Here is a 19,167-nt window from a genome sequence, read left to right on the forward strand (position 1 = left end):
ACATATCCTGTCCCTCCAGACTGCGGAGGAAGCTAGCCCTCCTGCAGCAGGCTACTCGCAATCGCCGCCGCCGCCGTGCGCGTCTCCACGCCCAGCTTCTCGAAGATGTGTTCCAGGTGCTTGTTCACCGTGCGCGGGCTCATGCCCAGGATGTCGGCGATGTCGCGGTTGGTCTTGCCCTTGGCCAGCCAGGAGAGCACCTCGGTCTCGCGCGGGGTGAGCGCGGCCACGGAGAGGCGGCGTTGCGCGGGGTCGAGCGCCAGCGCCACACGGCGCAGCAGCACCATGACTTCACCGGGGCCGCCCTGCCCCAGGTAACGCGCCTGCAGCTGGCTGCCGTCGGGCAGCGGGGCCAGGGTCTCGCCCTGGTGCACGACCTGCTGCAGCCACTGGCGCTGGGCCGCGTCGTCCTGCTCGGGGCCCAGGGCCTGCTGCAGCCAGCGCATGGCCTGCGGCGAGCGCCAGGCCAGACGGCCTTGCGTGTCCAGCAGCACCACGCCCAGGCCGGCCACATCCACCGCCTCGCGCGCGAGGCGGCTCACGTGGGCGTTGCGCAGGTGCGTGGCCAGGCGGGCCAGCACCTCGGGAATCTTGAGCGGCTTGACGACGTAGTCCACCCCGCCGCTGGCGAAGCCTTCGACGATCTGCTCGGTCTCGGCCAGGCCGGTCATGAAGATCACGGGCACGTGCGCCCAGGAAGGCTCGCCCTTGAGGCGGCGGCAGAGGGTGAAGCCGTTGTCGCCAGGCATGATGGCGTCGAGCAAGACTGCATCCGGAACGGCCATCTCGAAGCGCTCCAGTGCCTCGATGGCGTCGCGGGCCACCAGCACGGTGTAGCCCTCGATGGCCAGCGCATCGCAGAGCATGCGCAGGGTCTCGGGCGCATCGTCCACCACCAGCACCACGCTGGAGACGGCGGACGGGGGCAGGGGCTCAGGCGGATTCATCTTCGGTTTCTTTCAGGCGGGCGATCAGGGCGTTGAAGTCGAAGCGGTCCACGTGCACCACCAGGGCCTGCAGCACGTCGGCGATGGCCGGCGCCTCCTGGGCGCTGTTGCGCAGCAGGCTGCGCAGGCCGCTGGCGTTGCCCAGGCGCGCCATGGCGATGAGGCGCTGGCGCAGTTCGGCGGGCAGGGGCAACGCGGTGGCGCCGTCGGGCGCGGTGGGGGACGCGGCTAGGCGTTGCGTTTCATGCACCCATTCCAGTTGCAGCACACGCGCCAGCAGGTCCAGCAGTTCGGACTCGATCACGGGTTTGCTCACGAAGCCCTGGGCGCCCACGGCGGCCAGCAGCTCGGGGCGGTTCTCGAAGGGGTCGGCCGAGACGAAGATGATGGGCAGGCCGGGCCCGGCGGCGGTGCGCATGAGCTGCGCGGTCTGCCAGCCGTTGAGGTCGTCCATATTGATGTCGAGCAGCACGGCGTCGGGGCGTTCGCGCTGCACGATCTCCAGCGCCTCGCGGCCGCTGGCGGCCTCGCGCATGGCGAAGCCCAGGGGCAGCAGCAGGCTGGCCAGCAGCTGGCGCTGGATGGGCTGGTCGTCCACCACCAGCAGGGTGCGGCGCGGCGCGAGGTAAGCCACGATGGGGCGCAGGTGGCGCACGGTGCGTTCGGCCGGCGCCTCGATCTCGCGCAGGTAGAGGCGCACGCTGAAGGTGCTGCCCTGCCCCACGGCGCTGCGCAGGCTGAGGTCGCCGCCCATGAGTTCGGTGAGCAGGTGCGTGATGGTCAGGCCCAGGCCGGTGCCCGACTCGCTGGTGCGCCGGCCCGCGCTGCCGCGCTCGAAGGGCTGGAAGATGCGCTCCTGGTCCTGCGGGGCGATGCCGATGCCGGTGTCTTCCACCTCGAAGCGCACCACCTCGTGCCGGCAGTCCACGCGGAAGACGATGCCGCCGCGGTCGGTGAAGCGCACGGCATTGGCCAGCAGGTTGATGAGGATCTGGCGCAGGCGCTTGGCGTCGGCCTGCACCCAGGCCGGCACGCGGCCCTGGGTCTCCAGGCGGAAGGCCAGGCCCTTGCCCTCGGCCTGCGGCTGCACCATGCGCGCGAGTTCGGAGAGGAATTCGGGGAAAGGCAGGGGCGCCGGGTCCAGGCGCAGGCGGCCGGCTTCGATGCGGGCCAGGTCCAGCAGGCCGTCGATCAGCGCGTGCATGTGCTGGCCGCTTTGCTGCATGGTGGTGACCATCTCGCGCGGGCTGCCCTGCAGCTCCTTGCCGCGCAGCAGGATCTGCGCGTAGCCCAGGATGCTGTTGAGCGGGGTGCGCAGTTCGTGCGTCATGCCGGCCACGTAGCGTGTCTTGGCCTGGCTGGCGGATTCGGCCACCTCCTTGGCGCCCTGCAGGGCCTCGTCGGTGCGCATGTGGGCGTCGATCTCCTTCTGCAGCAGCTGGGTCTGGCGCTCGGACTCGTCGTGCGCCATGCGCCGGCTCTCGTTGGCCAGCACCACCCACCAGGCGCACACGGCGGCCAGCAGGGCCAGCAGGGAGAAGGCCTTGATGAAGGGCTGGCGCAGTTCCTCGGCCGGGGCGTGCAGGCTTTCCTGCACATAGACCACGCCCAGCAGGAAGGCCAGCACCGCGCACAGGCCGAGGAAGACCGTGAAGTACTGCGCCACGCGGAAGTTGAAGCGGTTGTTCAGGCTGGCCGGCAGGATGGCGCTGAGCATGTCGCGCACCTGGTCGGCGGCGCGCGACTGGGTCTTGCAGCGGTCGTGGCAGCGCGATTCGAGCGAGCAGCACAGCGAACAAATAGGCGCGCCGTAGGCCGGGCAGCTGGCCATGTCGGCGCTCTCGAACTGGTTTTCGCAGACGCTGCAGCGCACCACCTCGCCGGGCTTCCAGGGTGAGGCGTCGTGGCGCGCCAGGTAATAACGCCCCTTCGTGGCCCAGGCCAGCAGCGGCGCGGTGAGCATGGCGGTGAACAGCGCGATGAAGGGCGAGAAGGCTGCCGCGTACTCGCCCAGCAGCCCGGCATGCGCCGTGACGGACAGCACCACAGCCAGGCCCATGGCACCCAGGCCCACGGGGTTGAGGTCGTAAAGGTAGGCGCGGCGGAACTCCACGCCCTTCGGCGACAGGCCCAGGGGCTTGCTGATGACCAGGTCGGCCACCAGCGCGCCGACCCAGGCGATGGCCACGTTGGCGTACAGGCCCAGCACTTTCTCCAGCGCGCCGAAGACGCCCAGGGTCATGAGCAGCATGGCGATGATGACGTTGAACACCAGCCAGACCACCCGCCCGGGGTGGCTGCGCGTGAGCCGCGCGAAGAAGTTGCTCCAGGCGAGCGACCCGGCGTAGGCGTTGGTGACGTTGATCTTGACCTGCGAGATCACCACGAAGAGCACGGTGAGCCACAGCGCCAGCACCGGGCTGTCGAGCGACTGGCTGTAACCCACCAGGTACATCTGGGTGGGTTCGGCCGCATGCCCCGGCAGCGCGCCGTACTGCAGCGCGACGAAGGCCAGGAAGGCGCCGCCCAGCATCTTGAGCATGCCCGGCACGATCCAGCCCGGCCCGGCGGCCAGCACGCAGCCCCACCAGCGCCAGCGGTTGGCCCGGGTGCGTTCGGGCATGAAACGCAGGTAGTCGACCTGTTCGCCGATCTGCACCACCAGCGAGAAAGCCACGGCCGCTGCGGCGCCGAACATCAGCGGTTCGAACTCGCTGCTGCCCGAGCTCAGGCCCGAGAGGCCGGTGAATTCGCGGTAGAGATCGGGCTGGGCCACGGCGAACCAGAAGAAAGGCCAGAGCAGCAGCACCACCCACAGCGGCTGCGTCCAGGTCTGCAGGCGCGAGATGAAGGTGATGCCGTAGAGCACCAGCGGGATGATGACCAGGGAGGACAGCACGTAGCACCAGACCAGCGGCCAGTCCAGCACGAGCTGGATGCCCAGCGCCATGATGGCCGCCTCCAGCGCGAAGAAGATGAAGGTGAAGCTGGCGTAGATCAGCGAGGTGACGGTGGAGCCCAGGTAGCCGAAACCCGCGCCGCGTGTGAGCAGGTCCATGTCGAGGCCGTAGCGCGCGGCGTAGACGGCGATGGGGAGGCCGGTGAGGAAGGTGATGAGCCCCATGACCAGGATGGCCCATAAGGCGTTGTCGAAACCGTAGTTCAGCGCGATGGCCCCGCCGATGGCTTCCAGCGCCAGGAAGGACATGCCGCCGAAGGCGGTGTTGGCCACACGCCATTCGCTCCACTTGCGCGCGCTGCGCGGCGTGTAGCGCAGCGCGTAGTCCTCCAGGGTCTCGTTGGCCACCCAGGAGTTGTAGTCGCGGCGGATGCGGAAGATTTTTTGCGGTGCGTTCGTCATAAGGGTGCATGCGGGCCCCGGCGCCTCTTTCTGGTGAGGCAGGTGCCCATACAGGTGCACATGCAAGAACTGTTCTCGAATCGCGATACGACACCGATACGTTGATTGACGTATGGGCTATACGCGCCCCTCTCCCTAATCTCAAGGCCGTGGTGACAAGGTGTTGCCCGCACCTCCCGCAGGTGTTTCCTGGTTCCCTCTTCCTCTAACTGGAGTGCCTCATGAAGAAACCGTCCGCCCCCTCCCACCCGCTAGCCACCGGTCTGCAGCGCCGCCAGGTCCTGCAGGCCATGGGCGCCCTGTCCGTGGCCGGTGTGCCCGGCCTGGCCCTGGCCCAGCAGTTCCCGACCGCCAAGGTCAACACGACCAAGCTGGCCGTGACCGACACCGAAGTGATCGTGGGCCAGCTGCACTCTTCATCCGGCACCATGGCCATCTCCGAGACCGGCTCGATCCAGGCCGAGCAGCTGGCCATCGACCAGATCAACGCCATGGGCGGCATCCTGGGCCGCAAGATCAAGGTGATCAAGGAAGACGGCGCCTCCGACTGGCCGACTTTCGCCGAGAAATCCAAGAAGCTGCTGGTCAACGACCACGTGGCCGCCGTCTTCGGCTGCTGGACCAGCGCCTCGCGCAAGGCCGTGCTGCCGGTGTTCGAGAAGGAAAACGGCCTGCTCTACTACCCCACCTTCTACGAAGGCCTGGAGCAGAGCAAGAACGTGATCTACACGGGCCAGGAAGCCACGCAGCAGATCATCTACGGCCTGGACTGGGGCTCGAAGGAGAAGAAAGCCAAGACCTTCTTCCTGGTGGGTTCGGACTACATCTGGCCGCGCACCTCGATGAAGATCGCGCGCAAGCACATCGAGTCCGTGGGCAAGCTGGGCAAGGTGGTCGGCGAGGAGTACTACCCGCTGGGCAACACCAACTTCAACTCCCTGATCAACAAGATCAAGGTCGCCAAGCCGGACTGCATCTTCGCCGCCGTGGTGGGCGGCTCCAACGTGGCCTTCTACAAGCAGCTCAAGGCCGCCGGCATCACCGGTGACAAGCAGTTCCTGCTGACGCTGTCGGTGACGGAAGACGAGATGACCGGTGTGGGCGGCGAAAACTTCGCCGGCTTCTACAGCTCGATGAAGTACTTCCAGTCGCTGGACAACGAGAACAACAAGAAGTTCGTCGCCGCCTTCAAGGCCAAGTACGGCAAGGACGCGGTGATCGGCGACGTGACGCAGGCCGGTTACCTCGGCCCCTGGCTGTGGAAGGCCGCCGTGGAGAAGGCCGGCAGCTTCGACGTGGACAAGGTCGTGGCCGCATCGCCCGGCATCGAGCTCAAGACCGCGCCCGAAGGCTACGTGAAGCTGCACCAGAACCACCACCTGTGGAGCAAGTCGCGCATCGCCATCGGCAACAAGGACGCCACCTTCAAGGTGGTGGCCGAGTCGCCCAATCTGATCGAGCCCGACCCGTTCCCGAAGGGTTACCAGTAATCCGATAGATCCGCTCAGGGAAAGAAGGTGACGGCCCACCGGAAAGCCGGGGGCCGCCACCCGCGATACGCAAACAGACAAGCAGGTGACGCCATGGAATTCAAGGAAATCGTCGACATCACCCTCATGCAGGGCTTCGCCGGACTGAGCCTGTTCTCGGTCCTTTTGCTCATGGGCCTGGGCCTGGCCATCATCTTCGGCCAGATGGGCGTGATCAACATGGCGCATGGCGAGTTCATGACCATCGGGGCCTACACGGTCTTCCTCTTCTCCACGCTGGTGGAGAAGTTCGCCCCCAATCTGATGCCCTACTACTTCCTGGTCGCCATCGCGGTGGCCTTCTGCCTGGCCTTCATCGCCGGCTGGCTGGTGGAGTGGGGCCTGATCCGTTTTCTCTACAAGCGCCCGCTGGACACGCTCTTGGCCACCTGGGGCCTGAGCCTGGCGATCCAGCAGGTCTTCCGCACCGCCATCGGCCCCAAGGAAGTGAGCCCCACGCTGCCCGACTGGCTCATGGGCTCCTGGTCGCCGCATGAGGGCCTGGACATCCCGATCAACGGCCTCTTCGTGCTGGGCCTGACCACCTTCGTGACCTGCGGCGTGCTGCTGGCGCTCTACAAGAGCCGCTGGGGCCTGCGGGTGCGTGCCACGGTGAGCAACCGCACCATGGCCAACGCCATCGGCATCAACACCAGCAAGACCGACCGCCTGACCTTCGCCATCGGCTGCGGCATCGCGGGTGTGGCCGGCGCTGCCTTCACCACCATCGGCTCCACGGGCCCCACCAGCGGCTCGCTCTACATCGTCGACTCCTTCCTGGTCGTGACCTTCGGCGGCGCGGCCAGTCTGCTGGGCACCGTGGCCTCGGCCTTCGGCATCGCGCAGACGCAGTCGATCAGCGAGTTCTTCATGAGCGGCTCGAACGCCAAGGTGCTGACGCTTTCCATCATCGTCGTGATCCTGATGATCCGCCCGCAAGGCCTGTTCGCCAGCAAGGTGCGCCGCTGATCCCGCTTTTCATTCCAGGAGTCCAAGCATGAACAAATTCACCACATGGATAGCCCAGCGGGGCCTGGGCAGCGTGCTCACGCTCGCCCTGCTGCTGCTGGTCGCCTTTCCGCTGATCTTCGACATCTTCCGTCTCAACCTGGTGGGCAAATACCTGACCTACGGTTTCGTCGCCCTGGGCCTGGTCATGCTCTGGGGTTATGGCGGTGTGCTCAGCCTGGGCCAGGGCGTGTTCTTCGGCCTGGGCGGCTACGCCATGGCCATGTTCCTCAAGCTGGAGGCCTCGGACCCGATCACCACCAAGATCCAGTCCACCCCCGGCATCCCGGACTTCATGGACTGGAACCAGCTCACGGCCTTGCCCCTGTGGTGGCAGCCCTTCGAGTACCTGCCCTTCGCGCTCTTCGCGGTGATCGCCGTGCCCACGCTGCTGGCCTTCATCATCGGTTACGCCATGTTCAAGCGCCGCGTGGGCGGCGTGTACTTCGCCATCATCACGCAGGCGGTGGCGCTGATCCTCACGGTGCTCATCATCGGCCAGCAGGGCTACACGGGCGGTGTCAACGGCATGACCGACCTGAAGACCGTGCTGGGCTGGGACACGCGCACCGACAGCGCCAAGTACATCCTCTACTACCTCTGCACCTTCCTGCTGCTGGGCAGCATCGCCCTGTGCCTGTGGGTGCAGAAGAGCAAGCTGGGCACCCTGCTGCTGGCCATGCGCGACAAGGAAGACCGCGTGCGCTTCTCGGGCTACGACGTGGCCATGTTCAAGGTCTTCGTGTTCTGCCTGGCGGCGGCCCTCTCCGGCATCGGCGGTGCCCTCTTCACGCTGCAGGTGGGTTTCATGTCGCCGTCCTTCGTGGGCATCGTGCCCTCGATCGAGATGGTGATCTACGCCGCGGTGGGCGGGCGCATGAGCCTGGTGGGCGCGGTCTACGGCACCCTGCTGGTGAACTTCGGCAAGACCTACTTCTCCGAGAGCTTTCCCGACCTCTGGCTCTTCCTGATGGCCTCGCTCTTCATCGGCGTGACCATGGCTTTCCCCGATGGCCTGGCCGGCGTCTGGGAAACGAAGGTCAAGCCCTGGTGGAAACGCAAGCAGGCCGAGCGCCTGGCCATCCGCAAGGCGGTGGAAGCCGACGCGGCTTCCGATGCACCGGTCACGCAGACCGGCAGCCTGAGCCGCACGCCCCCGCTGACCGGCTCCGTGAGCGGCCAGAGCGCCTGACCCACCCCACAGGAGCACAACCATGAGCAACACCGACTTCGCCCTGGCCGTGGAAGACCTCACGGTCTCCTTCGACGGCTTCAAGGCCATCGACAACCTGACGCTGTACATCGACAAGAACGAGCTGCGCGTGATCATCGGCCCCAACGGTGCGGGCAAGACCACCCTGCTGGACCTGATCTGCGGCAAGACCAAGGCCAGCGGCGGCAGCATCAAGTTCAAGAATGAGGAACTGACCAAGCTGGACGAGCACATCCGGGTGCGCCGCGGCATCGGCCGCAAGTTCCAGACACCGTCCATCTACGAGAACCTGTCCGTCTTCCAGAACCTGGAGGTGTCCTACCCCACGGGCCGTTCGGTCTTCGGCGCCCTGGGTTTCAAGTGCACCGACGAGGTGAAGGCCCGGGTGCAGGTGGTGGCCGAGGAGATCGGCCTGGCCGACACGCTGGAGAAAGAGGCCGGCCTGCTCTCGCACGGGCAGAAGCAGTGGCTGGAGATCGGCATGCTGCTCATGCAGGACCCCGAGCTGCTGATGCTGGACGAACCCATCGCCGGCATGAGCGCACGCGAGCGCGAGCTCACCGCCGAGCTGCTCAAACGCATCTGCAAGAACCGTTCGGTGATCGTGATCGAGCACGACATGGAGTTCGTCAAGCAGATCGCGCACAAGGTCACCGTGATGCACCAGGGAAAGATCCTGGCCGAAGGCTCCATGGCCACGGTGCAGGCCGACCCCAAGGTGATCGACGTCTACCTCGGCCACTGAAATCACAGGAGTAACACACCATGCTCAAAGTCACCGACATGTACACGGCCTACGGCCAGAGCGAGGCCCTGCACGGCATCTCTTTCGAAAGCAACAAGAACGAGACCGTCGCCATCATGGGCCGCAACGGCATGGGCAAGACCACGCTGTTCAAGAGCCTCATGGGCGTGCTGCCACTGAAGTCCGGGCAGATCCTGGTCGACGGACAGGACGTCTCGAAGGACGAAAGCTACCGCCGCGTGGCCAAGGGCATCGCCTACGTGCCCCAGGGCCGCATGATCTTCCCCACGCTCACGGTGGAGGAGAACATCCAGACCGGCCTGGAAAACTCCAAAACCAAGCAGATCCCGGAAGAGATCTACGCGCTGTTCCCGGTGCTGTGGGACATGCGCCGGCGCAAGGGCGGCAACCTCTCGGGTGGGCAGCAGCAGCAGCTGGCGATTGCCCGCGCGCTGGTGACCGACCCCAAGGTGCTGCTGCTGGACGAGCCGACCGAAGGCATCCAGCCTTCCATCATCAAGGACATCGCCAAGGCGCTCAACGAGATCCGCAAGCTGCGCGAGATCACCATCATCGTCTCGGAACAGGTGCTGTCCTTCGCCATGGACGTGGCCGACCGCCTGTTTGTCATCGAAGGCGGCCGCCTGGTGCACGAGACCGCGCGCGACCAGACCGATGTGAAGCGCATCAAGTCCTACCTTTCCGTCTGACCCCTCCCCCATTTTTTTCACCCTGACCTTTAGGAGTAGCACCATGGCTGAAGCCCTCATCAAAGTCGACCTCAAGCAATCCGCCTACAGCAACCCCCAGGTGCACAACCGCTGGCACCCGGACATTCCCATGGCGGCCTGGGTCAACCCCGGCGAGGACTTCATCCTCGAAACCTACGACTGGACCGGCGGTTTCATCAAGAACAACGACAGTGCCGACGACGTGCGTGATATCGACCTGTCCATCGTCCACTTCCTGACCGGCCCCGTGGGCGTGAAGGGTGCGCAGCCCGGCGACCTGCTGGTGGTGGACCTGCTGGACATCGGCGCCAAGGACGAGAGCCCCTGGGGCTTCAACGGCTTCTTCAGCAAGAAAAACGGCGGCGGTTTCCTGACCGACCACTTCCCCCTGGCACAGAAGTCCATCTGGGACTTCAATGGCATGTTCACCAAGAGCCGCCACGTGCCCGGTGTCGAATACGCCGGCCTGATCCACCCTGGCCTGATCGGCTGCCTGCCCGACAAGAAGATGCTCGATGCCTGGAACGCGCGCGAGCAGGAACTGATCGACACCGACCCCACCCGCGTGCCCGGCCTGGCCAACCCGCCCTTCGCCGCCACCGCCCACCTGGGCAAGCTCACGGGCGAGGCGGCCAAGAAGGTCGCGGCTGAAGGCGCGCGCACCGTGCCCCCGCGCGAGCACGGCGGCAACTGCGACATCAAGGACCTGTCACGCGGCTCCAAGGTGTTTTTCCCGGTCTACGTGGACGGCGCGGGCCTGAGTGTGGGCGACCTGCACTTCAGCCAGGGCGACGGCGAGATCACCTTCTGCGGCGCCATCGAGATGGCCGGCTGGGTGCACATGCGTGTGAGCCTGATCAAGGGCGGCATGGCCAAGTACGGCATCAAGAACCCGATCTTCAAGCCCAGCCCCATCACACCCAACTACAAGGACTACCTGATCTTCGAAGGCATCTCGGTGGACGAGGCCGGCAAGCAGCACTACCTGGACGTCAACGTGGCCTACCGCCAGGCCTGCCTGAACGCCATCGAGTACCTCAAGAAGTTCGGCTACAGCGGCGCGCAGGCCTATTCCATCCTGGGCACGGCGCCGGTGCAGGGCCACATCAGCGGCGTGGTGGACGTGCCCAACGCCTGCGCCACGCTCTGGCTGCCGACCGAGATCTTCGACTTCGACATCAACCCCACGGCCGCCGGCCCGGTGAAGATGATCGACGGCAGCATCCAGATGCCGATCTCGCAAGACGTCAAGTAAGCAGGAGCCCCGCATGCCTACCTATGACTACGACTGCCCGGACTGCGGGGGCTTCGAGGCCCTGCGCAGCCTGGCGCAGCGCAACGAACCCTGCAGCTGCCCGGACTGCGGCACCGTGAGCACCCGCGTGTTCGTGGCCGGGCCACGGCTGGCCTGCCTGAGCGGCGAGACGCGCAAGGCTTATGAGACAAATGAGCGTGCCTCTCATGCACCGCGGTCTTCGCGGGATGGGTCTTATGGACGGCTCAAGCATCCGGCGGGGTGTGGCTGTTGTTCGACCAGTGGCAAGCGTGGCTCTACCGTGACGGCGGCGGATGGGAGCAAGTCGTTTGCGGGGAAGCGGCCTTGGATGATTAGTCACTGATCTTTTGAGTGCCGGCGTCTTCTCATGGATGCTTTTCTTTCCACCCCCTATCCCCCCCCCCCCCCCCCCCCCCCCCCCCCCCCCCCCCCCTACCCCCCCCCGCCCCCTTCCCACCCTCGCCAGGGCGGGAAGGGGGAGCCCGATTTTGTTTCTGCGCGCCGGCTAGGCTTCTACGGCGCCAAGGTCGCGGTCTGCCTCTTCTCTCCAAGATTTCGAGGCTACGGTCGTAGTCAATGGCTCGGTCGCTGGCGCGCAGCTGCCAGCCGGGGGCGCGCACACCCCGATGCGGCCTCTACGACCGCTGGCCTGAAATGCAGGCGCCCTACATGCGGTGGCGACCTCACCCCCGTAGAAGCGCATCCATCCGCCAACCACCAAATCGGCTCCCCCTTCCCGCCCTGGCGAGGGGGGGAAGGGGGCGGGGGGGATAGGGGGTGGAAGGAAAAACTTCCAAAACCAACTATTCAAGCAACACACCAAGTCATCAGGAGTAAGCAAATGATCCACGGAGATATATCAAGCAGCAACGACACCGTCGGCGTCGCAGTCGTCAACTACAAGATGCCCCGCCTGCACACCAAGGCAGAAGTGCTGGCCAATGCCCGCAAGATCGCCGACATGCTGATCGGCATGAAGCGGGGCCTGCCCGGCATGGACCTGGTGATCTTTCCCGAGTACAGCACCCACGGCATCATGTACGACGCCAAGGAGATGTACGAAACCGCCGCCACCGTGCCCGGCGACGAGACCGCCATCTTTGCCGAGGCCTGCCGCAAGGCGAAAGTGTGGGGCGTGTTCTCGCTCACGGGCGAGCGGCACGAGGAGCACCCGAACAAGGCGCCGTACAACACGCTGATCCTCATGAACGACCAGGGCGAGATCGTGCAGAAGTACCGCAAGATCATGCCCTGGGTGCCGATCGAAGGCTGGTACCCGGGCAACTGCACCTATGTCTCCGATGGCCCCAAGGGTCTCAAGGTCAGTCTCATCATCTGCGACGACGGCAACTACCCCGAGATCTGGCGTGACTGCGCCATGAAGGGCGCCGAGCTCATCGTGCGCTGCCAGGGTTATATGTACCCGGCCAAGGACCAGCAGGTGCTCATGGCGAAGGCCATGGCCTGGGCCAACAACACCTATGTGGCCGTGGCCAACGCGGCGGGCTGGGACGGTGTCTACAGCTACTTCGGCCATTCGGCCATCGTCGGCTTCGACGGCCGCACGCTGGGCGAATGCGGTGAGGAGGAATACGGCGTGCAGTACGCGGCGCTGTCCAAGAGCCTGATCCGCGACTTCCGCAAGAACGGGCAGAGCGAGAACCACCTCTTCAAGCTGGTGCATCGCGGCTACACGGGCAAGATCAACTCGGGCGAAGGCGATACGGGTGTGGCCGCCTGCCCCTATGAGTTCTACGGCGAGTGGATCCGCGACCCCGAAGGCACGCGCAAGAAGGTGGAGGCCTTCACACGCAGCACGGTGGGCACGCCGGAATGCCCGATCGAGGGCATCCCCAACGTGCAGGCCACACACCGCTGAGGCCGGCTACCGTGCAGCGCGACCTGGACGCCACCGATCCGCTGGCCGATTACCGCGTGCGCACGCCGCCGTATTACCGGCCGGCGGCGCGCGAGGGGGCGCTCTACGAGCACGCCTACGCGCACCGCCTGCCCCTGATGCTCAAGGGGCCGACCGGCTGCGGCAAGACGCGTTTTGTCGAATACATGGCCTGGAAGCTCGGTCGCCCGCTGGTCACCCTGGCCTGCAACGAGGACATGAGTGCCTCCGACCTGGTGGGGCGCTGGCTGCTGGACGAGCGCGGCACCACCTGGCACGACGGCCCGCTGACCCTGGCGGTGCGCCATGGCGGCATCTGCTACCTGGACGAGGTGGTGGAGGCGCGCCAGGACACCACAGTGGTGATCCACCCGCTGACCGATGCGCGGCGCATGCTGCCGCTGGACCGCAAGGGCGAGCTCGTGCAGGCCCACCCGGACTTCCAGCTCGTGGTCTCCTACAACCCCGGGTACCAGAGCCGCGCCAAGGACATGAAGCCTTCCACGCGCCAGCGCTTCGCGGCGCTGGAGTTCGACTACCCACCCGAAGCCGTGGAGACCGAGATCGTCGCGCACGAGGCCGGCATCGCGCCGGAGCTGGCCGCGCGCCTGGTGGGCATTGCGCGGCGCTCGCGCGCGCTGCGCGAACGCGGCCTGGACGAGGGCGCGTCCACGCGCATGCTGATCTACGCCGGCACGCTGATCCGCGACGGCGTGGACCCGCGCGACAGCTGCGACATGACCATGACCCGCGCCCTGACCGACGACCCCGATATGGCCGCGGCCTTGCGCGACCTGGTCGATGCCAGCTTCCCCTGAGCTCCTGGCTGCGCCGGCGCTGCTGCTGCAGGCGCTGGCCGGTCGTGGCCTGCAGGTGGCAATGCAAGCACCCGCCGCACCCGATGCCGCCGCCGCGCGTCCCATCGTGAACGCCACGCACCTGCTGCTGCCGGCGCTGGACACGCCACAACAGCGCGCGGCCGTCGCCCATGCCGCCGCCCACCTGCTGTACTCGCGGCCGGCCCAGCCCTCGGCCACACTCAAGCCCCTGGGCCTGGCTGTGGTCGGCGCCGTGGAGGACGCACGCGTGGAGCTGCTGCTGGCACACGCCCTGCCCGGCGTGCGGACCTGGTTCGACGCGCCGCTGCGCCAGGTACTGGAACCCGAGGGTCTGAGCGTGAACGCCCTGTTCTCGCGCCTGGCGCTTGCGCTGCACGACGAGCACTACGCCGACGGCAACCACTGGATCAACAAGGCGCGCACGCTCTTTGCCGCTGCGCGCCGCGAACACGGGCTGGAGGACGACACGGCCTTTCGCCGCCTGGCCTCGGTGCTGGCCAACGACCTGGGCCAGATGCGCGTGCGCTTCGACCCGCGCCTGTACGCCGTGCCCGCGCCCTACCGCGACGACAACAGCTACCTCTGGCAGCACGGCGCCACGCGCGAGACCGAGGCCCAGCCCCTGCCCGCGCCGATCAGAGGGCAGGCACCGCCCGCCGATGGCCCGACGCCTAACCTTGAGACCACCATGCCCGCCCTGGCCTACCCCGAGTGGGACTACCGCAGCGGCGTGCTGCGCCCCGACTGGTGCCAGCTGTACGAGCTGCGCCCACTGGCCGCAGCGCAGACGGCACCGCCGCCGGCACACCATCTGCTGCTGCCGCTGCAACGGGTCCGCCCCCAACACGGCCGTCGCCTGCGCCGCCAGTGGGAAGGCGAAACGCTGGATCTGGACGCGGCCATCGAAGCCGCAGTTGAACGGCGCCTGCAACGCGCGCCCACGGGCCGCATCTTCCAGCGGCCGGGCCCGCAGGCGCGGCCGCTGAGCCTGCTGGTGCTGCTGGACCTCTCTTTGTCCACCGGTGAGCGCGCCGCCGGGCAGGCCCGCAGCCTGCTGCAAGTGGAGCAGGAGGCCGCCCTGCTGCTGGCGCGCTCGGCGCAAGGCGCCGGCGAACGCATTGCCCTGCACGGTTTCTGCTCGGACACACGCGCGCAGGTACGCTACCACCGCCTGCTCGACTTCGGTGAACCGCTGGGCGCACAGGCCGCAGCCCGGCTGCAGGCACAACAGGCCGCCTGGTCCACCCGCCTGGGCACGGCCCTGCGCCACGCCTGCGCGCTGCTGGCCGCCGAGCCGGCCGAACGGCGTGCCCTGCTGGTGCTGACCGACGGCGCACCGGCCGACGTGGACGTGCACGACGCGCGCTACCTGGTCGAGGATGCGCGGGCCGCCGTGCAGGATGCCGCCCGCCTGGGCCTGCCGGTCTGCGGCCTGGCCGTGGACGCCGGCGCAGCCGCTTATGCGCGCCGGATTTTCGGCGCAGGGAACTACCGGATCGCCGAAACACCCGACCAGCTGCCACGCCAGCTGGCCGCCTTGCACGCACGTTTTTCATGCGCCTAGAACCCAAGATTGCCCCTGACTGGTGCTATTCCGATCTGATTTGCACCATGAACAGGCGAAGACTGGGGCCGGATGCACGATCCAGGGCAGCTGGCCGGACGGCCGACGCGGCACGGCTATTGCATGGTCATGAGCAATTCAAGACACAAGACAGCACGACCATGGAACTCACTCCCCGCGTTCGGCCGGCCTTCGCGGCCGCACGGTCTGTTTGAAACGAAGCAATATGGAACTCACTCCCCGTGAAAAAGACAAGCTGCTGATCTTCACCGCCGCGCTGTTAGCCGAACGGCGTATGGCGCGCGGCCTCAAGCTCAACTACCCTGAAGCCATGGCCTACATCAGCGCCGCGGTGATGGAAGGCGCACGCGACGGCAAGAGCGTGGCCCAGCTCATGAGCGAGGGCCGCACCCTGCTCAAGCGCGGCGACGTGATGGAGGGCATCGCCGAGATGATCCCCGACATCCAGGTCGAAGCCACCTTCCCCGACGGCACCAAGCTCGTCACCGTGCACCAACCCATTGTTTAAGGAAGCACCATGCGCACGCTCTGCACCGCCCTCACCTCTGTTCTCATCAGCAGCGCCGCGCTGGCCCACGACGGCCACGGCGCCGCCGGCACGCACTGGCACGCCACGGACCTCTGGGGCTTTGTCGTCTTCGGCGCGCTGGCCGTCATGGTGATCTGGCACCTGCGCAAATAAGGTCGCATCCATGGCCCCCGCCCTGATCCCCGGCGAACTGCTGATCGACGACGGCGCGCACACGCTCAACGCGGACCGGCGCACGCTGACCCTGGTGGTGAAGAACACCGCCGACCGCCCCATCCAGGTCGGCTCGCACTACCACTTTGCCGAGACCAACGGTGCACTGGACTTCGACCGCACGGCCGCACGCGGCATGCGCCTGAACATCGCCAGCGGCACCGCGGTGCGCTTCGAGCCCGGCCAGCAGCGCACGGTGGAGCTGGTGGACTACGCCGGCGAGCGCAAGGTCTACGGCTTTCGAGCCCTGGTGCAAGGAAAACTCTGATCATGTCCTTCATCACCAAACGCGCTTACGCCGAGATGTTCGGCCCCACCGCGGGCGACCGCGTGCGCCTGGCCGACACGGATCTCATCATCGAAGTCGAGCAGGACTACACCCTGCGTGCCGGCGGCTACGGCGAGGAAGTGAAGTTCGGCGGAGGCAAGACCATACGTGACGGCATGGCGCAATCGCAGCGCACACGCGCCGAGGGGGCGATGGATACCGTGCTGACCAATGCGCTCATCATCGACCACTGGGGCATCGTCAAGGCCGATATCGGTTTGAAGGACGGGCGCATCGCCGCCATCGGCAAGGCCGGCAACCCCGACACGCAGCCCGGCGTCGACGTCATCATCGGCCCCGGCACCGAGATCATCAGCTGCGAAGGCAATATCGTCACGGCCGGCGGCATCGACAGCCACATCCACTTCATCGCGCCGCAACAGATCGAGGAAGCGCTGTGCAGCGGCGTGACCACCATGCTGGGCGGCGGCACGGGCCCGGCCACCGGCACCCTGGCCACCACCTGCACCCCCGGCCCCTGGAACATCGAGCGCATGCTGCAGGCGGCCGACGCCTTTCCCATGAACCTGGGTTTCCTGGGCAAGGGCAACGCCAGCCTGCCGGCCGCGCTGCACGAGCAGATCGACGCCGGCGTGATCGGCCTGAAGCTGCACGAGGACTGGGGCACCACGCCCTCGGCCATCGACAACTGCCTCAACGTGGCCGAGGCCACGGACACGCAGGTGGCCATCCACTCCGACACGCTCAACGAATCGGGATTTGTCGAGAACACCATCGCGGCAGTGAACGGTCGCGGCATCTGCGCCTTCCACACCGAGGGCGCGGGCGGCGGCCATGCACCCGACATCCTGAAGGTGGTGGGCCAGGCCAACTTCCTGCCCAGCTCCACCAACCCCACCATGCCCTACACCGTGAACACGCTGGACGAGCACGTGGACATGCTCATGGTCTGCCACCACCTGGACCCGGCCATCGCCGAGGACCTGGCCTTTGCCGAAAGCCGCATCCGCAAGGAGACCATCGCGGCCGAGGACATCCTGCACGACCTGGGCGCCATCAGCATGATGAGCAGCGACAGCCAGGCCATGGGCCGCGTGGGCGAGGTCATCATCCGCACCTGGCAGACCGCGCACAAGATGAAGGCCCAGCGCGGCCGGCTGGAAGAAGACGGCGGGCGCAACGACAACTTCCGCGTCAAGCGCTACATCGCCAAATACACCATCAACCCGGCCATCGCCCACGGCATCAGCCACGAGGTGGGCAGCATCGCCCCGGGCAAGTGGGCCGACCTGGTGATCTGGAAACCGGCTTTCTTCGGCGTCAAGCCCGCTCTCATCCTCAAAGGCGGCTTCATCGCCTTCGCGGCCATGGGTGACCCCAACGCCAGCATCCCCACGCCCCAGCCCGTGCACTACCGGCCCATGTTCGGCGCCTACGGCGGCGCGCTGCGCCAGACCTCGCTGACCTTCGTCTCGCAAGCAGCCCTGGCCGCCGACGTGGGCCGACGCTACGGCCTGGGCAAGCAGCTGGCCGCCGTGAAAAACATCCGCGGCGTGAGCAAACGCCACATGATCCACAACCACTACGTGCCGACCATGGAAGTGGACGCGCAGACTTACCAGGTACGCGCCGACGGCCAGCTGCTGACCTGCGAGCCCGCCACCCGGCTGCCCATGGCACAGCGCTACTTCCTGTTCTAATTTCGGCATGCTTACCGCTTCCAAACTGATCCCCCAAGGCCAGGGCCTGGCCCCCGTGCTCCTCAAGCGTGCCTCCTCCGTCGAGCTCGACTGGGACGTGCGCCAGAAAAGCCGTTTTGCCGCCACCGACTCCCTGGGCCGTGAGCTCGGCATCTTCCTGCCGCGCGGCACCCTGGTGCGCGGGGGCGATGTGCTGGTGGCCGAAGATGGTTCACTCATCCGCGTGATCGCTGCGCCCCAGGCGGTGCTGCGCATCACGACCTGCACCCAGCACGGCTCCCCCTTCGACCTGACGCGCGCGGCCTACCACCTGGGCAACCGCCACGTGCCCATCGAGCTCAAGCCCGACCACCTGAAGATCGAACCCGACCACGTGCTGGCCGACATGCTGCGCGCCATGCACCTGACCGTGATCGAGGCGCAGGAGGCCTTCGAACCCGAAGGCGGGGCCTACAGCGCGGGCGGCCAAGGCCACGATCATGGCCACGCGCATGAACACGGTCACGGTCATGAGCACGCACATGCCCACGAACACCCGCACGACCCGGGTCATGAACACGGTCCCGATTGCGGCCACGACCATGGAGACGCCCATGGACATGCGCACAAACACCCTCACTGAACCGCTGTCGCCCTCCAGCCTGCTGCAGCTGATCTGGCTGGCCTCGCCAGCCCTGCCCGTGGGGGGCTTCTCCTATTCCGAAGGCATGGAGGCCGCGGTCGATGCCTGCCACGTGCGTGACGAGATCACGGCCGCCGAGTGGCTGGTGCAGCAGCTGCACCTGACCCTGGCGCGCGCCGACCTCCCCGTGATCGCCCAGGCCCTGATCGCCTGGCGCAAGGGTGACCATGCGCGCGTGCGCGCCCTCAACGCCTGGCTGCTGCAGACCCGCGAGACCGCCGAGCTGCGCCTGCAAACCGAGCAGATGGGCCGCTCCCTGCGCGAGTGGCTGCGCAACCTGCCCCTGGCCAGCCCCGCCACCCTGGACTTTGCCGCCGCGCTGGAACCAAGTTACCCCGTGCTGTTCGCGCTCACCGCCGCCGGCAGCGGCGCGGGCGAACGCGACGTGCTGCTGAGTTACGCCTTCGGCTGGGCCGAGAACATGATGCAGGCCGCGCTCAAGGCCGTGCCCCTGGGCCAGACCTCGGGCCAGCGCATCCTGGCACGCCTGGCCACCGAGATTCCCGTCGCCGTCGAGCACGCCCTGGCCCTGCACGACGAAGACCGCCAGGCCTTCAGCCCCATGCTGGCCATCCTCTCCAGCCGGCACGAAACCCAATATTCGCGCCTCTTCCGCTCCTGAA

The 19,167-nt window shown here is 66.9% G+C and carries 18 protein-coding genes; 16 read left to right on the plus strand and 2 right to left on the minus strand.

All coding sequences use genetic code 11. The annotated features are described in order from the left end of the window. Positions 1–32: 32 nt before the first annotated feature. Positions 33–947: a response regulator transcription factor gene (locus AO057_RS00170; protein WP_057673723.1), complete on the minus strand. Its 915-nt coding sequence runs from the start codon at positions 945–947 to the stop codon at positions 33–35. Continuing rightward, the gene (locus AO057_RS00175; RefSeq protein WP_057673724.1) at positions 934–4,308 is read right to left on the minus strand and encodes a hybrid sensor histidine kinase/response regulator; all 3,375 of its coding nucleotides are present in this window, start codon (positions 4,306–4,308) and stop codon (positions 934–936) included. The genes AO057_RS00170 and AO057_RS00175 overlap by 14 nt, the downstream gene beginning before the upstream one ends. A gap of 221 nt (positions 4,309–4,529) precedes the next feature. Between AO057_RS00175 and urtA the strand changes: the two genes are divergently transcribed. The 16 genes from urtA to AO057_RS00245 all read left to right on the plus strand — a co-directional run bounded on the left by urtA (position 4,530) and on the right by AO057_RS00245 (position 19,166). Further along, entirely contained in the window at positions 4,530–5,798 is a 1,269-nt protein-coding gene (gene urtA, locus AO057_RS00180) for an urea ABC transporter substrate-binding protein (protein ID WP_057673725.1), read from the plus strand. 93 nt (positions 5,799–5,891) lie between these two features. Further along, positions 5,892–6,806 (plus strand): urea ABC transporter permease subunit UrtB, encoded by a 915-nt coding sequence (gene urtB / locus AO057_RS00185; protein ID WP_057673726.1) that lies wholly within the window; start codon positions 5,892–5,894, stop codon positions 6,804–6,806. 28 nt (positions 6,807–6,834) lie between these two features. Beyond that, positions 6,835–8,037, plus strand: coding sequence for an urea ABC transporter permease subunit UrtC (gene urtC, locus AO057_RS00190; protein WP_057673727.1), 1,203 nt, complete (start codon positions 6,835–6,837; stop codon positions 8,035–8,037). Between the two features lie 22 nt (positions 8,038–8,059). Further along, positions 8,060–8,803, plus strand: a complete 744-nt coding sequence (gene urtD, locus AO057_RS00195; protein ID WP_057673728.1) for an urea ABC transporter ATP-binding protein UrtD — start codon at positions 8,060–8,062, stop codon at positions 8,801–8,803. A 20-nt stretch (positions 8,804–8,823) separates the two neighbouring features. Continuing rightward, positions 8,824–9,513, plus strand: coding sequence for an urea ABC transporter ATP-binding subunit UrtE (gene urtE / locus AO057_RS00200; RefSeq protein WP_057673729.1), 690 nt, complete (start codon positions 8,824–8,826; stop codon positions 9,511–9,513). A gap of 43 nt (positions 9,514–9,556) precedes the next feature. Continuing rightward, on the plus strand, positions 9,557–10,789 hold the full coding sequence (fmdA, locus tag AO057_RS00205) for a formamidase (RefSeq protein ID WP_057673730.1): 1,233 nt from the start codon (positions 9,557–9,559) through the stop codon (positions 10,787–10,789). Positions 10,790–10,802: 13 nt separating this feature from the next. Then, the gene (locus AO057_RS17315) at positions 10,803–11,153 is read left to right on the plus strand and encodes an FmdB family zinc ribbon protein (RefSeq protein WP_082605346.1); all 351 of its coding nucleotides are present in this window, start codon (positions 10,803–10,805) and stop codon (positions 11,151–11,153) included. 498 nt (positions 11,154–11,651) lie between these two features. Then, positions 11,652–12,689 carry an aliphatic amidase gene (locus tag AO057_RS00210; protein WP_057673731.1) on the plus strand — a complete coding sequence of 346 codons (1,038 nt, stop codon included), beginning with the start codon at positions 11,652–11,654 and terminating at the stop codon, positions 12,687–12,689. An 11-nt stretch (positions 12,690–12,700) separates the two neighbouring features. After that, positions 12,701–13,525 carry a CbbQ/NirQ/NorQ/GpvN family protein gene (locus AO057_RS00215; RefSeq protein ID WP_371258258.1) on the plus strand — a complete coding sequence of 275 codons (825 nt, stop codon included), beginning with the start codon at positions 12,701–12,703 and terminating at the stop codon, positions 13,523–13,525. Continuing rightward, complete coding sequence (locus AO057_RS00220; protein WP_057673732.1) at positions 13,509–15,110, plus strand: nitric oxide reductase activation protein NorD; 1,602 nt, start codon at positions 13,509–13,511, stop codon at positions 15,108–15,110. Before AO057_RS00215 ends, AO057_RS00220 begins: the two co-directional genes overlap by 17 nt. A gap of 226 nt (positions 15,111–15,336) precedes the next feature. Then, on the plus strand, positions 15,337–15,639 hold the full coding sequence (locus AO057_RS00225) for an urease subunit gamma (RefSeq protein WP_057673733.1): 303 nt from the start codon (positions 15,337–15,339) through the stop codon (positions 15,637–15,639). A 9-nt stretch (positions 15,640–15,648) separates the two neighbouring features. Further along, positions 15,649–15,813 (plus strand): hypothetical protein, encoded by a 165-nt coding sequence (locus tag AO057_RS17650; RefSeq protein WP_156404439.1) that lies wholly within the window; start codon positions 15,649–15,651, stop codon positions 15,811–15,813. A gap of 22 nt (positions 15,814–15,835) precedes the next feature. After that, on the plus strand, positions 15,836–16,141 hold the full coding sequence (locus AO057_RS00230; protein ID WP_057677111.1) for an urease subunit beta: 306 nt from the start codon (positions 15,836–15,838) through the stop codon (positions 16,139–16,141). Between the two features lie 2 nt (positions 16,142–16,143). Continuing rightward, positions 16,144–17,862: an urease subunit alpha gene (gene ureC / locus AO057_RS00235; protein ID WP_057673734.1), complete on the plus strand. Its 1,719-nt coding sequence runs from the start codon at positions 16,144–16,146 to the stop codon at positions 17,860–17,862. Between the two features lie 7 nt (positions 17,863–17,869). Next, positions 17,870–18,484: an urease accessory protein UreE gene (gene ureE, locus AO057_RS00240; protein ID WP_057673735.1), complete on the plus strand. Its 615-nt coding sequence runs from the start codon at positions 17,870–17,872 to the stop codon at positions 18,482–18,484. Continuing rightward, positions 18,456–19,166, plus strand: a complete 711-nt coding sequence (locus tag AO057_RS00245; protein WP_057673736.1) for an urease accessory protein UreF — start codon at positions 18,456–18,458, stop codon at positions 19,164–19,166. The genes ureE and AO057_RS00245 overlap by 29 nt, the downstream gene beginning before the upstream one ends. Position 19,167: the final 1 nt, after the last annotated feature.

This window comes from Curvibacter sp. PAE-UM (genome assembly GCF_001432305.1).
Taxonomy (GTDB): Bacteria; Pseudomonadota; Gammaproteobacteria; order Burkholderiales; family Burkholderiaceae_C; genus Hylemonella.